Origin of the sequence: Mycolicibacterium novocastrense (genome assembly GCF_001499835.1) — a bacterium.
Classification (GTDB): domain Bacteria; phylum Actinomycetota; class Actinomycetes; order Mycobacteriales; family Mycobacteriaceae; genus Mycobacterium; species Mycobacterium novocastrense.
This window is the reverse complement of sequence record NZ_LQIH01000065.1, coordinates 20106-33920: the sequence shown is the minus strand read 5'-3', so window position 1 is coordinate 33920 and position 13815 is coordinate 20106. Positions and strand designations below refer to the sequence as shown.

The 13815-nt window shown below is 67.6% G+C and carries 12 protein-coding genes and 1 tRNA gene; 9 read left to right on the top strand and 4 right to left on the bottom strand.

What is annotated here, in order from left to right; genetic code table 11:
- The first annotated feature begins 9 nt into the window (after positions 1-9).
- The 3 genes from AU072_RS25595 (at position 10) to AU072_RS25585 (ending at position 7080) form a co-directional block, all read left to right on the top strand.
- Positions 10-1506 (top strand): HNH endonuclease signature motif containing protein, encoded by a 1497-nt coding sequence (locus AU072_RS25595; RefSeq protein ID WP_235629792.1) that lies wholly within the window; start codon positions 10-12, stop codon positions 1504-1506.
- A 193-nt stretch (positions 1507-1699) separates the two neighbouring features.
- A complete protein-coding gene (locus AU072_RS25590) occupies positions 1700-3130 on the top strand; it encodes a nitrate/nitrite transporter (RefSeq protein ID WP_064416351.1) in 1431 nt (476 codons plus the stop codon).
- 5 nt (positions 3131-3135) lie between these two features.
- Positions 3136-7080 carry a bifunctional nitrate reductase/sulfite reductase flavoprotein subunit alpha gene (locus AU072_RS25585; protein ID WP_174523693.1) on the top strand — a complete coding sequence of 1315 codons (3945 nt, stop codon included), beginning with the start codon at positions 3136-3138 and terminating at the stop codon, positions 7078-7080.
- A gap of 2 nt (positions 7081-7082) precedes the next feature.
- Here the strand turns inward: AU072_RS25585 and AU072_RS25580 are convergent.
- Positions 7083-7171: transfer RNA gene (locus AU072_RS25580), tRNA-Leu, on the bottom strand.
- 100 nt (positions 7172-7271) lie between these two features.
- On the opposite strand from AU072_RS25580, the gene AU072_RS25575 reads away from it, so the two are divergent.
- The 3 genes from AU072_RS25575 to AU072_RS28835 all read left to right on the top strand — a co-directional run bounded on the left by AU072_RS25575 (position 7272) and on the right by AU072_RS28835 (position 9398).
- Positions 7272-8615: a M20/M25/M40 family metallo-hydrolase gene (locus tag AU072_RS25575; RefSeq protein WP_064416478.1), complete on the top strand. Its 1344-nt coding sequence runs from the start codon at positions 7272-7274 to the stop codon at positions 8613-8615.
- A gap of 19 nt (positions 8616-8634) precedes the next feature.
- Entirely contained in the window at positions 8635-9165 is a 531-nt protein-coding gene (locus AU072_RS25570) for a YbhB/YbcL family Raf kinase inhibitor-like protein (protein WP_064416350.1), read from the top strand.
- Between the two features lie 104 nt (positions 9166-9269).
- Complete coding sequence (locus tag AU072_RS28835) at positions 9270-9398, top strand: hypothetical protein (protein WP_263987669.1); 129 nt, start codon at positions 9270-9272, stop codon at positions 9396-9398.
- Here the strand turns inward: AU072_RS28835 and AU072_RS25565 are convergent.
- From AU072_RS25565 to AU072_RS25555, 3 genes are read right to left on the bottom strand one after another with little or no spacing between them, the layout of a single operon-like run.
- Positions 9395-10456, bottom strand: a complete 1062-nt coding sequence (locus AU072_RS25565; protein ID WP_064416349.1) for a quinone-dependent dihydroorotate dehydrogenase — start codon at positions 10454-10456, stop codon at positions 9395-9397. The two genes, AU072_RS28835 and AU072_RS25565, sit on opposite strands and share 4 nt — an antisense overlap.
- A gap of 4 nt (positions 10457-10460) precedes the next feature.
- Positions 10461-10730, bottom strand: a complete 270-nt coding sequence (locus AU072_RS25560; protein WP_064350010.1) for a DUF5703 family protein — start codon at positions 10728-10730, stop codon at positions 10461-10463.
- Positions 10727-11764, bottom strand: coding sequence for a YncE family protein (locus tag AU072_RS25555; protein ID WP_064416348.1), 1038 nt, complete (start codon positions 11762-11764; stop codon positions 10727-10729). The genes AU072_RS25560 and AU072_RS25555 overlap by 4 nt, the downstream gene beginning before the upstream one ends.
- A gap of 126 nt (positions 11765-11890) precedes the next feature.
- Here AU072_RS25555 and AU072_RS25550 point away from each other — a divergent pair, with 126 nt between their 5' ends.
- The 3 genes from AU072_RS25550 to AU072_RS25540 are packed head-to-tail and all read left to right on the top strand — an operon-like array spanning position 11891 to position 13779.
- The gene (locus tag AU072_RS25550) at positions 11891-12202 is read left to right on the top strand and encodes a hypothetical protein (RefSeq protein WP_064404183.1); all 312 of its coding nucleotides are present in this window, start codon (positions 11891-11893) and stop codon (positions 12200-12202) included.
- Positions 12203-12247: 45 nt separating this feature from the next.
- Positions 12248-13078, top strand: a complete 831-nt coding sequence (locus AU072_RS25545; protein ID WP_064404503.1) for an undecaprenyl-diphosphate phosphatase — start codon at positions 12248-12250, stop codon at positions 13076-13078.
- Positions 13075-13779: a histidine phosphatase family protein gene (locus tag AU072_RS25540; RefSeq protein WP_064416347.1), complete on the top strand. Its 705-nt coding sequence runs from the start codon at positions 13075-13077 to the stop codon at positions 13777-13779. The genes AU072_RS25545 and AU072_RS25540 overlap by 4 nt, the downstream gene beginning before the upstream one ends.
- Positions 13780-13815 lie beyond the last annotated feature (36 nt).

Sequence of the window (13815 nt, the reverse complement as noted above, 5' to 3'; positions counted from 1 at the left end):
TGAGTCAACGTGTCGGTGGGCCGTGGCACACTCGAACACATGTTCGACTCGGAGTTCTCGGAGGCTGACGACGCGGCCGTCGTCGCTGCGATCGAGGAGAGCACGCGGGCCGAAGCAAGGGCGGGAGCCCGACGGCTGGCGGCCATCGCCGAACTCGCCCGCCGCCGAGTCGACGATGACGACCGAGCAGCATTCGACGGTTGGGATGCGGCCGCCGCCGAAGTCGCGGCCGCTATGACCGTCGGCCACAGGCGGGCCTCGGCACAGATGCGGATAGCGATCGCACTTCGGGACCGGCTTCCGCGCGTTGCGGCGCTGTATCTGCAGGGCGCCATCAACTCCCGGGTCGTCTCGGCGCTCACGTGGCGCACACAGCTCGTCTACGACGATGAGGCGCTGGCCTTGATCGACGCTGCCCTTGCAGAAGGCGCGACGAAATGGGGTCGGCTGTCCGATGACAAGCTCGAGAGGGCAATTGACGCGTGGGTCGAGCGGTACGATCCAGAAGCCTTGCGCCACAGCGAGACAACTATGCGCAGCAGAGACTTCTCGGTCGGCGACATCGACGATCCGGCAGGAACCACGTCGGTGTGGGGCCGGCTGCTGGCCACGGATGGGGCGGTTCTCAAACGTCGCATCGCTGCAATGGTGCAGGGCCTGTGCGATGCCGATCCTCGATCCGCCGGGGAGCGCCGATCGGACGCGGTCGGTGCGATGATCTCGGGCAATGACCGCCTCGCGTGCCGCTGCGGATCCGATACGTGTCCGTCGGCTGACGTGCCGCGGTCGTCGAACGTCGTCGTCAACGTTTTCGCCGAGCGGTCAGCGGCCGAAGCGGCATTACAGCAGCCAACGGCCCGCGAGTCGAAGGGGCCTGCCCCGACGGCCCGCGAGTCTCAGGGGCCTGCCCCGACAGCCGGCGAGTCGAAGGCCAAGCCGCCCACAGCACTCCTCCTCGGCGAGGACATCCTGCCTGCACCGTTGCTGGCCCAACTGATCCGCGATGGCGCGAAGATCCGTCCGATCAAACTGCCCAGCGACGAGCCCGAGCCGCGTTACCGCCCGTCGGCGGACTTGGCCCAGTTCGTGCGCATGCGAGATCTGCACTGCCGGGCCCCCGGCTGCAGCGCGCCAGCCGATCGTTGCGACATCGACCACACCGCCCCGTATCCGTTCGGTCCGACACATGCGTCAAATCTCAAGTGCCTGTGTCGAAAACATCATCTAGCCAAGACATTTGGTGGATGGGACGATGTTCAGCTGCCAGACGGCACGGTGATCTGGACCTCGCCGAGCGGTCGGAATTACACCACCAAACCCGGCAGCAGGCTGTTCTTTCCGACGTGGGATACGACAACCGCTGACCTTCCTCCGCCACCGACCTCGCCGCCGACAGTCTGCGACCGCGGGCTGATGATGCCGCTGCGACGGCGTAGCCGCGCCGCCGAATACGCCGCGCGAATCAAGGCCGAACGCGCGAGGAACCGGCGACCGGCGCCGTTCTGAAACCTGCGCCGCTTTCGCCGAGGTGCGGCGGCCCCTGTGAAGATGCCCCTTTGAAGATGCCGCGGAGTGGCCCCGGCCACATTTGTTTCGGCTCGGTTTCGTGCACCCCGCACGCGTATCCGTTACGTATGTGAGCTGGAGTTGACGTTTACGTCACGATGACGCAACGGATGCGGAATGGGTTCGGGCGACTCTGGTGCCCGTGAAGACTCTGAGCCGCAGCCGCACCATCGAAGATTGGGACGCCGAGGACGTCGAGGCCTGGGAATCCGGTGGCAAGAAGATCGCCAAGCGGAACCTGATCTGGTCGATCTTCGCCGAGCACGTCGGATTCTCGGTGTGGTCGATCTGGTCGGTGATGGTGCTGTTCATGCCCCAGGACGTCTACGGCATCGACGCGGCGGGCAAGTTCTACCTCGTCGCCATGCCCACCCTGGTCGGCGCGTTCATGCGGATCCCGTACACCATCGCACCCGCGCGATTCGGCGGGCGCAACTGGACCATCGTCAGCGCCCTGCTGCTGCTGATCCCCACCGTGCTGACGCTGTGGGCGATGAGCAACCCCGACACGACCTACACCACGTTCATGATCGTGGCCGCCGTCGCGGGAGTGGGCGGCGGCAACTTCGCCTCCTCGATGACCAATATCAACGCGTTCTACCCGCAGCGGCTCAAGGGCTGGGCGCTCGGCCTGAACGCCGGCGGCGGCAACATCGGCGTACCGGTGATCCAGCTGGTCGGCCTGCTGGTGATCGCCACCGTCAGCAACACCGCACCCGAAATCGTCTGCGCCATCTACCTTGTCCTGATCGCGTTGGCCGCGCTTGGGGCTGCCCTGTTCATGGACAACCTCGGCAACCAGCGGTCCAACCTCGGCGCCATGGTAGAGGCGTTGCGGTTCAAGCACTCCTGGGTGATGAGCTTCCTCTACATCGGCACCTTCGGCTCGTTCATCGGCTTCTCATTCGCCTTCGGACAGGTGCTGCAGATCAACTTCCTCGCCGGCGGCGACACCCCCGCGCAGGCCTCGCTGCACGCCGCCCAGATCGCGTTCATCGGCCCGCTGCTCGGTTCTATCTCGCGCCCCTTCGGCGGCAAGCTGTCCGACCGGGTCGGTGGCGGCAGGGTCACCCTCTACACCTTCATCGCGATGATCTTCGCCGCCGGAATCCTGGTGGCGGCGGGCGTGCTCGACGACGGCATGGCAGGCGCGGCCACCGGCGGGCAGATGGCCGCCTACGTGACCGGATTCATCCTGCTGTTCATCCTGTCGGGTATCGGCAACGGCTCGACCTACAAGATGATCCCCTCGATCTTCGAGGCCAAGGCCCAGGGCCGCGACGAATGGAGCCGCGAGGACAAGGCCGCCTGGTCGCGCAGCATGTCCGGCGCGCTGATCGGCTTCGCCGGTGCGGTCGGCGCCCTCGGCGGCGTCTTCATCAACGTCGTCCTGCGCGCCTCGTACGTCAGCGACGCCAAGTCGGCCACCAACGCGTTCTGGGTGTTCCTCGGGTTCTACGTGATCTGCGCGATCGTCACGTGGTTCGTGTTCCTGCGCATGCAGACCTCGCGGTCCGGCGCCGGCGAGCAGGTCGGCCGCGCCGCTTCACCGGTGCCCGCTTGACGCCGATGGTGACTCGGACGGCGTGCTCGTACTGCGGCGTGGGCTGCGGTATCGAGGTGCACACCGCCACCGACCGCGAGACCGGCAACCCGGTCATCGCGCGGGTCTCCGGGGACAAGCTGCATCCAGCCAATTTCGGCAGGCTGTGCACCAAGGGCGCCACCCACGCCGAGTTGATGCGCGCCGCAGACGGCCGGCTGACCTCGGCAATGCTGCGGCCCAGCCGTGACGAGGAACTGGTCCCGACCCCGGTCGACGACGCCGTCGCCGAGGCGGGTCGACGATTGCGGGAGATCGTCGAGCAGCACGGTCCCGACGCGGTCGCGCTCTACGTCTCGGGCCAGATGTCCATCGAGGCGCAGTATCTCGCCACGAAGCTGGCCAAGGGGTTCCTGCGCACGGTGCACATCGAGTCGAACTCACGGCTGTGCATGGCCAGCGCGGGAACCGGTTTCAAACAATCACTGGGTGCCGACGGCCCGCCGGGGTCGTACGCCGATTTCGATTGCAGCGATCTGTTTTTCGTCATCGGCTCCAACATGGCCGACTGCCACCCCATCCTCTACCTGCGCATGGCCGACCGACTCAAGGCGGGCGCCAAGCTGATCGTCGTCGATCCGCGCCGCACCACAACCGCCGAACGCGCCGACCTCTTCCTGCAGATCAGACCCGGCACCGATCTCGCACTGCTGAACGGGCTGCTGCATCTGCTCGTCGAAAACGGCGACATCGACCAGGAATTCATCGACGCACACACCGAGGGCTGGGAGGCGATGCCGGCATTCCTCGCCGACTACACGCCCGAAAGCGTCGCTCAGGTCACGGGTCTGGCGGAGGCCGACATCCGGCTCGCCGCGCGGATGATCGCCGACGCGGGGGAGTGGCTGAGCTGCTGGACGATGGGGCTCAACCAGAGCACGCACGGCACCTGGAACACGAACGCGATCTGCAACCTGCACCTGGCCACGGGCGCGATCTGCCGACCGGGCAGCGGACCGATGTCGCTGACCGGTCAGCCCAACGCGATGGGCGGACGCGAGATGGGCTACATGGGACCGGGATTGCCGGGGCAGCGCTCGGTGACCTCGGCGCAGGACCGCGCATTCGTCGAGGAGCAGTGGGGCGTGGCGCCCGGCACGATCCGCGCGGACGTCGGACCGGGCACCATCGACATGTTCCGGCAGCTCGCCGACGGCGACATCAAGGCGTGCTGGATCATCTGCACCAATCCCGTTGCCAGCGTGGCCAACCGGTCGACGGTCATCGAAGGGCTGCGGTCCGCGGAGCTCGTCATCACCCAGGACACCTACAGCGCGACCGCCACCAACGCCTACGCCGACATCGTGCTACCCGCGACCATGTGGGCGGAATCCGATGCGGTGATGGTCAACTCCGAGCGCAACCTCACCCTGCTGCAGCAGTCCATCCCGGCGCCCGGACAGGCCAGGCCCGACTGGCAGCTGATCTGCCAGGTCGCAGCCCACATGGGTTTCGGCGAGCACTTCGCCTACACCTCCAGCGAGCAGGTCTTCGACGAGATCCGGCGATTCTGGAATCCGAAGACCGGCTACGACCTTCGCGGCGTCAGCTATGCGCGGCTACGGGAAACACCGGTGCAGTGGCCATGCCCACCCGACGATCCGCAGGATCGCCATCCCATCCGCTACCTCAACGACGGTGTGAGCCAAGAGTTCTTCGTCGACGGGCACGGTCGCGCACCGCGGCTGGCCTTCCCGACCCCGTCGCGGCGGGCGGTCTTCCACGCCCGCCCGCACATGGACGCGCGGGAACTGCCCGACGACGAGTACCCGCTGATCCTGAACACCGGCCGGCTACAACACCAGTGGCACACCATGACCAAGACGGGACGCGTCGAGTCGCTCAACAAGTTGACCGGTGAGCCGTTCGTCGAGGTGCATCCCGAGGACGCGCTGCAGCTGGGCATCGAGAACGGACGACCGGTCGAACTCACGACGCGACGGGGGCGCGCGGTGTTGCCCGCCGCCGTCACCGAGCGCGTCCGCCCCGGCAGTTGTTTCGTGCCGTTCCACTGGAACGACGAGCACGGCGGAAACCTCACAATCAACGCGTTGACCAACGACGCCGTCGACCCCGACTCGCTGCAGCCCGAATTCAAGGTCTGCGCGGTCAACCTGCAGCCCGTTGCCTCCCCGACGCTCACCGATCAGGAAACGCTCTATGTGTCAGGCTTTTTCAGCGGCCTGGCCGAGGCGCAGTCGGAGGTTCCGGTGCTGCCCGACTCCGCGCCCGTATCCACTGAGGTGCGGCAGTGGATCAACGGTTTGCTCGCCGGGCAGGCTCGCCGCCCGTCAGAAGAACCGGCCGCCCGAACACAACTCGACGACGGGCCGCTCGTGCTGTGGGCCTCCCAGACGGGCAACGCCGAGGACTTCGCCTCGCGGCTGGCCGAGCGGCTCGGCAACGCCCAGCTGGTCAACATGGACGATGTCGCGCCCGCGGACCTCGTGGCCGCCCGCGACGTGCTCGTCGTCACCAGCACGTTCGGCGACGGCGGACCGCCCGACAACGGTGCGGGCTTCTGGCAGCGGCTGGCATCCGACGAGGCGACGCGGTTGACCGGCGTGCGGTACGCGGTGCTGGGTATCGGCGACCGCTCCTACGACGACTTCTGCGGACACGCCAAGGCCGTCGACACCAGGCTGGCCGACCTCGGCGCCGTCCGGCTGCTCGAACGCGCCGACTGCGAGGCCTACGACGACGAGCGGATGCGACGCTGGGCCGACGACGTCACCGCACTGCTCAATCCGGGGATCTCACCGTCGACCGGTAGCGTCTCGACACTCGTACGGCCCACCACTGTCGCGCAGCCGTTCACCCGGGCGCGTCCTCTCGTCGTGCCGCTGTCCCGCAATATGGTGCTCAACGGGCCGGCCTCCCGAAAAGAGGTGCGCCAGTTCGGTTTCGACATCTCCGAACACGACGTCACCTACGCCGCGGGTGATTCGCTGGGGGTGTGCGCCACCAACGATCCGGCAATGGTCGACGCGTGGCTGGCGGCCACCGGGATGCCGGCTCAGCACACCGTCGAGGTCGACGGGGCCGAGCAGCCTTTGCGCGACGCGCTCATCAGCCACTTCGACTTCTGCCGGGTCACTCCAGACCTGGTGCGCTTCATCGCCGAGCACAGCCGCGGCGCCAAGCCGTTGCGCGCGCCCAAGGCCAAGCTGGACAAGTGGCTGATCGGCCGCAACGGCTTGGACCTCGTCCAGGAGTTCGTCGTGCACGCCGATCCCGACGAGTGGCGCGAAGTGCTGGTCAGGCTGACCCCGCGTAGCTACTCGATCTCGTCGAGTCCGCTGGTCAGCCCCAGCGAGGTACAGCTGACGGTGTCGGTGGTGCGCTACCGCGGCGCAGACGGCGGCCGTCGTGGCGGCGTCTGCTCGACGTTCCTGGCCGACCGCGCATCGTCGGCGCCGGTCTTCCTGCAGCGCTCACCGCACTTCCGCCCGCCGGAGGACGGCTCGGTGCCGATGATCATGGTCGGCCCCGGTACGGGCGTCGCGCCGTTCCGCGGCTTCCTACAGGAGCGACGGGCACTGGGCCACCGAGGCCGCAACTGGCTGTTCTTCGGTGAGCAGCACCGCGCTCAGAACTACTACTACAGCGACGATTTCGAGGACATGGCGCGAGACGGGTTGCTCGACCGGTTGGATCTCGCGTTCTCCCGCGACCAGGCCTCGCGCGTGTACGTCCAGCATCGGATGCTCGAACAAGGGGCCGAGCTGTGGCGCTGGCTCGACGACGGCGCGCACTTCTACGTCTGCGGCGACGCCACCCGCATGGCCAAGGACGTCGACGCCGCGTTGACCACGATCATCGAGCGGCACGGCGGAATGTCGCACGACCAGGCGCACGACTACAAACGTGAGTTGGTCGCGGCCAAACGCTACGTGCGCGACGTCTACTGACCTGGTGTCCGAGGGGGGACTTGAACCCCCACGCCCGTTAATAGGGCACTAGCACCTCAAGCTAGCGCGTCTGCCATTCCGCCACTCGGACTCGTTGTGGGCAGCTAAGGCTATCGGATCACCGAGGCGTGACCCAAACCCAGCTGGCAGGTCAATGGTACGAATGGTGGCGGACGAGAGGAGCACTACCCATTAGCACTGTGACTGGTCCCGTCAACGCCGAAGCGGAGGTCGTCGACCTCGTCAGCACGCTCATCCGGTTCGACACGTCCAATACCGGCGACCCGGCCACCACCAAGGGTGAGGCCGAATGTGCGCGCTGGGTGGCCGAGCAGCTCGAAGAGGTCGGCTATGCGACCGAATACGTCGAGGCCGGCGCGCCGGGCAGAGGCAACGTGTTCGCCCGGCTCGAGGGCGCCGACAGCTCGCGCGGCTCGCTGCTGCTGCACGGCCACCTCGACGTGGTGCCCGCCGAGGCCGCCGACTGGAGCGTGCACCCGTTCTCCGGGGCGGTCGAGAACGGCTACGTGTGGGGCCGCGGCGCGGTCGACATGAAGGACATGTGCGGCATGATGATCGCGATCGCGCGGCACTTCAAGCGCACGGGCATCACCCCGCCGCGCGACCTGATCTTCGCGTTCCTGTCCGACGAGGAGGCCGGCGGCAAGTTCGGCTCACACTGGCTGGTCAAGAACCGGCCCGACCTGTTCGCCGGGGTCACCGAGGCGGTCGGCGAGGTCGGCGGCTTCTCGTTGACCGTGCCGCGCAAGGACGGCGGGGAGCGACGCCTCTACCTGGTCGAGACGGCCGAGAAGTCGATGAACTGGATGAAGCTGACCGCGCGCAGCCACGCCGGTCACGGCTCGATGATCCACGACAGCAACTCCGTGACCGCGGTCGCCGAAGCGGTGGCCAAGCTGGGCCGCCACGAGTTCCCGCTGGTGATGACCGACGCGGTCAGCCAGTTCCTGGCGGCTGTCACCGAGGAGACCGGCTATTCGTTCGACGTCGACTCACCGGATCTGCCCGGCGCGATCGCCAAGCTGGGCCCGATCGCTCGCGTGGTCGGCGCCACCCTGCGCGACACCGCCAATCCGACCATGCTCAAGGCCGGTTACAAGGCCAACGTGATCCCGGCGTCGGCCGAAGCGGTGGTGGACTGCCGGATCCTGCCGGGGCGCCAGGCGGCCTTCGAACGCGAGGTCGACGAGCTGATCGGCCCGAACGTCACCCGCGAGTGGGTCACCGAACTGCCGTCCTACGAGACCACCTTCGACGGCGACCTGGTCGACGCGATGAACGGCGCGATCCTGTCCGTGGACCCCGACGCCCGCATCGTGCCGTACATGCTTTCCGGCGGAACGGATGCAAAAGCGTTCGCGCAGTTGGGGATTCGATGCTTCGGGTTCGCACCGCTGCAGTTGCCGCCCGACCTCGACTTCACCGCGTTGTTCCACGGCGTCGACGAACGGGTACCCGTTGACGCGTTGACGTTCGGTACCCAGGTTCTCGAACATTTCCTGCTGCACTGCTGAATCGACGAAAGGACGAGCCATGGCGTTCGACTACAACCCGTACGAGTTCCTTCCGAAGCTACCTTCGTTCAAGCTGTCCTCGAACGCCTTCAACGACGGTGAAGCGCTGGGTAACGACCAGGTCAGCGGCATCATGGGCGCCGGGGGCAACGATGTGTCGCCGCACCTGACGTGGTCGGGCTTCCCCGAGGAGACCCGCAGCTTCGCGGTCACGGTCTATGACCCCGACGCCCCGACCGCATCCGGTTTCTGGCACTGGGCGGTGGCCAACCTGCCCGCCACCGTCACTGAACTGCCCGCCGGCGCCGGCGACGGCAGCAGCCTGCCCGGCGATGCGCTCACGCTGCGCAACGACGCCGGCCTCAAGCGCTTCATCGGCGCCGCCCCGCCGCCGGGACACGGCCCGCACCGCTACATCGTCGCCGTGCACGCCGTCGGCGTCGAAAAGCTCGACCTGCCCGAGGACGCGACTCCGGCTTACCTCGGGTTCAATCTGTTCCAGCAGGCGATCGCCCGGGCGCTGATCCACGCGACCTACGAACAGAAGTAGCGAAATCGGCTCTGCGCGCTTCGATTTCCTGCGTGACTGGCTTTTCTGCGGAACTGACGTATGGTCGCGGGTGAGTGATTGCCACTTCTGCTTAAGGAGCGACAATGGCTGACAAGAAACCGGGTAAGAACCTGAAGAAGACCGGACGGTCCCTCAAGGAGCGGCGCGCCGAGAAGCGTCAGCGCGACGCCGAGGCGGGTGAGTTCATCCGCAAGCGCAAGCGCGCCAGTTAGGCCGCAGAACCGACCGCTTCGGCCAGTGAGCCGAAGCCCCCCTCGTGAAGGCGGCGGGCGATTCCATCGTGGATGCCCTTGGCCCACAGCCCGCCGCCGTACACGAACCCGGTGTAGCCCTGCAGCAGTGACGCGCCCGAGGTGATCCGGTCCCACGCGTCGTCGGCGGTTTCGATGCCGCCGACACTGATCAGCACCAGCCGGTCCCCGACGCGGCGATAGAGCCTGCGCAGCACCTCGACCGAGCGCGCAGCCACCGGCCGCCCGGAGATCCCGCCCGGCCCCAGTTCGTCGAGGCCGGGGGTGGCCAAGCCGTCACGCGACACCGTCGTATTGGTGGCCACGATGCCTGCCAGGCCGAGATCCACTGCCAGATCGGCGATTTCGTCGACGTCTTCGTCGGACAGGTCCGGTGCGATCTTCACCAGCACCGGTGTCGAGGTCTCCGCGAGCACGGCGGTCAGGATCGGCCGCAACGACGAAACCGCCTGCAGGTCGCGCAGCCCCGGCGTGTTCGGTGAGCTGACGTTGACCACCACGAACGCGGCGAGCGGCCCCAACAGGCGAGCCGATGTCGCGTAATCCTGCACCGCCGCCTTCGGTGGCGTGACCTTCGTCTTGCCGATGTTCACCCCGATCGGGACATCGGGCAGGTGCCGCGCCAACCTCACCGCCAGTTCACCCGCACCGTGGTTGTTGAAGCCCATCCGGTTCAACAGCGCATGGTCGTCGGGCAGGCGGAACATCCTCGGCTTCGGATTGCCGGGCTGGGCCTCCGCTGTCACGGTGCCCACCTCGGCGTACCCGAATCCGAGCGCGCCCCAGGTGTGCAGTCCGCTGCCGTCCTTGTCGAACCCCGCGGCCAGGCCCAGCGGTCCCGGGAAGCGGACGCCGAAGACCGTGCTCGCCAATACCGGATCGCGGGGCCCCAACCACCGTCTCAACGCGCGCCTGGTCCACGGCGGATAGGTGACGGCTCGCAGAACCGCGAACACCCAGGTGTGAATCCGTTCGGGCGCAACGAGAAACAGCGTCCGCCGCAGCGTGCGGTAGATCATCGGATCACTGTGCGGGCTGCTCGGGGGCATCCATCCGACTGGCCGCGGTTTTCTTGCGGCGCAGCAACACCCGTCGCGAACCGTCGGTGTAGAGCCTGACGCGGGTGAGTTCCCAACCGCGGTATTCGGCCTCGATCGACAACCGCGTCGAGGCGCTGATCCGCGTCACGTCCGGCGGCAGCCGCAGCGGAATCCATTCGTAGTCGTCTGAAAGGTCGGCCTTGACGGCATCCTCCCAAGCCGCTGGCATCCGTCCGCGGTGAAGTGCGCTCATGCGTGCGCTTTCGCCGCGTCGACGATCACCTGCACACCCGCTCCCGATCCGGACACCACATACAGCGTGCCAGAGGATTCGTCGAATGCCAGGGAGTTCGGTTGCTGCACGGTTCGATATCGCACCTTCTCGACGGGGATGCCGGTGGCCAAATCGTAGCCAACGACCTCGTTCGCCGCTGTCTGCGACACCCAGGCCAACGTCGACGACCCGGCAAGGCCGTAGGGGGCACCGCGCACCGGATACCGCTGACGCAGGATCAGCGGGTCGGTGCCGAAGACCAGCAGTCCCTCGCCCCGGGTGTCGGCCACCAGCACGCGACCGACCGGGTCGGCGACCATCGTCGTCGCCCCCTCACCGGCCCGCAGCGCCTGCGCCTGCTGGGTGCCGTTCACGGTGAGCGCCGTCACCGATGTCTGGGCGCGGTCGAGCACGACGGTGGTGTTTCCTTGTGTGACAAGCGCATCCACGCGGGCGAAGATCTTCAGCTCGGCGGCGACGACGGTGTCCGAGCCCAACGTGTAGACGGCGCCGTCGGCGCTGCCCAGCACCAGCCGGCCGTCCGCGCGCCGGGCGATCGCGGTGAACTCGGTGTCGGGCAGGCCCTCGACCTCGATCTTGGTGGCGGTGCGGCCGGCCAGGTCGATCCGGTGGTAACCCCCGCGCGTCGCCGCGTAGACATGGCCGTCGCCATCGCCGGTCAACGCGGTGGCGGGGCTGGACAACGGCACCGTCGCCGCGTCTCCACCGTTGCGGGAAAGCACCGTGACCACTGGCTCCGCCGCCAGCACCACCAATGAGCCGCTCGCCGTGTCGACGACGGCCGCGTTCGCGTCCGCAACCAACGGCCGCACCACACCGTCCGGCCGGCCCGCGACCGGTGGGGACACCGCGGCCTGCGCGGGCGCGATGGTGGCCGGAGCGTCGGAGCCCTCCGACGAGCAGCCGCTGACCAGCGCAAATGCGGAGGAGATAGCCAGCGCGGCCACGATCCGGCGAACCGGCTGCTTCGATGTGTTTACAACGGTCGGCAAGGGGTAGCTCTCGGTCGTGCGTACGGTGAAGCGACTGAACGGCCAGTCTAGGCAGACCGCGCGTGGGCTTTCGCCCGCCGGCCGTGCCCTCCCAATTAGCGGCTGCGTCAACGGTATGGTGCGATCATGACCCTCGCCGCCGACCGCGCACTGGGCGCCCGGGAGTTTGTGATCGAGGACATGACCACCGGCCTGTACGCCAGCGGGTTCGGCCAGGTGGGGGACGGCCGCAGCTTCTCATTCCACGTCGAGCGCCAGATGCTCGTCGTCGAGATCTACCGCCCGCGTTTGGCAGGACCGGTCCCGCACGAAGAGGACGTGGTCGCGACCTCCAGCCGCAAGCTGACCGACATCGACCTCACCGACCGGCGCAGCGTGGGCGCGGCGGTGCGCGATCTCGTCGCTTCGGCAGAGCCGGTGGCACGCACCGGCCGCTGACACCGCGCCCACGGTACGGTCTTCGTCGTGACCGACGTGCCGGCGATGTCGTGGGTGCAGGTCGTCGTTCTCGCGATCGTGCAGGGGCTGACCGAGTTCCTGCCCGTCAGCTCCTCGGGGCATCTGGCGATCACGTCACGAGTGTTCTTCGCCGACGATGCCGGGGCGTCGTTCACCGCCGTCACCCAGTTGGGCACCGAATTCGCGGTCCTGCTCTACTTCGCCAAGGACATCGGGCGCATCGTCAAGGCCTGGTTCAACGGCTTGTTCGTCACCGCGCACCGCAACGCCGACTACTGGCTGGGGTGGTACGTGATCGTCGGGACCATCCCGATCGCGGTGCTCGGGCTGCTGTTCAAGGACCAGATCCGCACCGGCGCACGCAATCTGTGGGCCATCGCGATCGCGCTGATCGTGTTCTCGGCCGTCATCGCCGCCGCCGAGTACTTCGGTCGCCAGGCACGCACCGTCGAACAGCTGACGTGGAAGGACAGCATCATCGTGGGCTTCGCGCAGTGCCTGGCCCTGCTGCCCGGCGTGTCCCGGTCCGGCGCGACGATCAGCGCCGGACTCTTTCTCGGCCTCAACCGCGAGCTGGCCGCCCGGTTCGGTTTTCTGCTGGCCATCCCCGCGGTGTTCGCCTCCGGGTTGTTCTCACTTCCCGACGCATTCCACCCCGTCGGGGAGGGGATGAGCGCCACCGGCCCGCAGCTGCTCGTGGCGACGGTGATCGCGTTCGTCGTCGGCTTCGCCGCGGTGGCCTGGTTCCTGCGGTTCCTGGTCCGACACAGCATGTACTGGTTCGTCGGATATCGCGTCATGCTGGGCACTGTGGTGCTGATCTTGCTGGGGACGGGTGTGGTGGCAGCGACATGACGGTGATCCTGTTGCGGCACGGCCGCTCGACCTCCAACACCGCGCACACACTGGCGGGCCGATCCGAGGGCGTCGACCTCGACGACAAGGGGCGCGAACAGGCGCAGGCGGTGGCGACCCGCATCGGTGCGCTGCCGATCCGCGCGATCGTGCGCTCGCCGCTGCTGCGGTGCGAACGAACCGTCGAACCGCTGGCCGCCGCGCTGGGACTGACGCCGATCGTCGACGACCGGATCTCGGAGGTCGACTACGGGGCCTGGACCGGGCGCAAGATCGGCGACTTGGTCAAGGAGCCGCTGTGGGCGGTGGTGCAGCAGCAGCCCAGCGCCGCGGTGTTCCCCGACGGGGAGGGACTGGCCCACGTGCAGGCCCGTGCGGTGGCCGCGGTGCGCGAGCACGACCGTCGACTCGCCGAGGAGCACGAGGGCGACGTGTTGTGGGTTGCCTGCACTCACGGCGATGTGATCAAAGCCATCGTCGCCGACGCGCTCGGGACCCATCTCGACAGCTTCCAACGGATCACCGCCGACCCGGCGTCGATGAGCGTGATCCGCTACACGGCGGTGCGGCCGTTCGTGATCCACGTCAACCACACCGGCGACCAACTCACGTCCGGCCTGTTGCCCAAACCGACCAAGACCGACTCCGAGGACGGCGAGGTGCCGCCGGAGGATGCCGTCGTCGGCGGGTCCACCGGCTAGTCGCAATTACGGCTGACAAGCCCCAACAGGTATTTT

Coding starts and splice junctions, on each gene's coding strand:
- AU072_RS25585 (WP_174523693.1), top strand. CDS start 3,136: ATGGTGACTCGGACGGCGTGCTCGTACTGCGGCGTGGGCTGCGGTATC.
- AU072_RS25570 (WP_064416350.1), top strand. CDS start 8,635: ATGGCGTTCGACTACAACCCGTACGAGTTCCTTCCGAAGCTACCTTCG.
- AU072_RS28835 (WP_263987669.1), top strand. CDS start 9,270: ATGGCTGACAAGAAACCGGGTAAGAACCTGAAGAAGACCGGACGGTCC.
- AU072_RS25565 (WP_064416349.1), bottom strand. CDS start 10,456: ATGATCTACCGCACGCTGCGGCGGACGCTGTTTCTCGTTGCGCCCGAA.
- AU072_RS25560 (WP_064350010.1), bottom strand. CDS start 10,730: ATGAGCGCACTTCACCGCGGACGGATGCCAGCGGCTTGGGAGGATGCC.
- AU072_RS25550 (WP_064404183.1), top strand. CDS start 11,891: ATGACCCTCGCCGCCGACCGCGCACTGGGCGCCCGGGAGTTTGTGATC.
- AU072_RS25545 (WP_064404503.1), top strand. CDS start 12,248: ATGTCGTGGGTGCAGGTCGTCGTTCTCGCGATCGTGCAGGGGCTGACC.
- AU072_RS25540 (WP_064416347.1), top strand. CDS start 13,075: ATGACGGTGATCCTGTTGCGGCACGGCCGCTCGACCTCCAACACCGCG.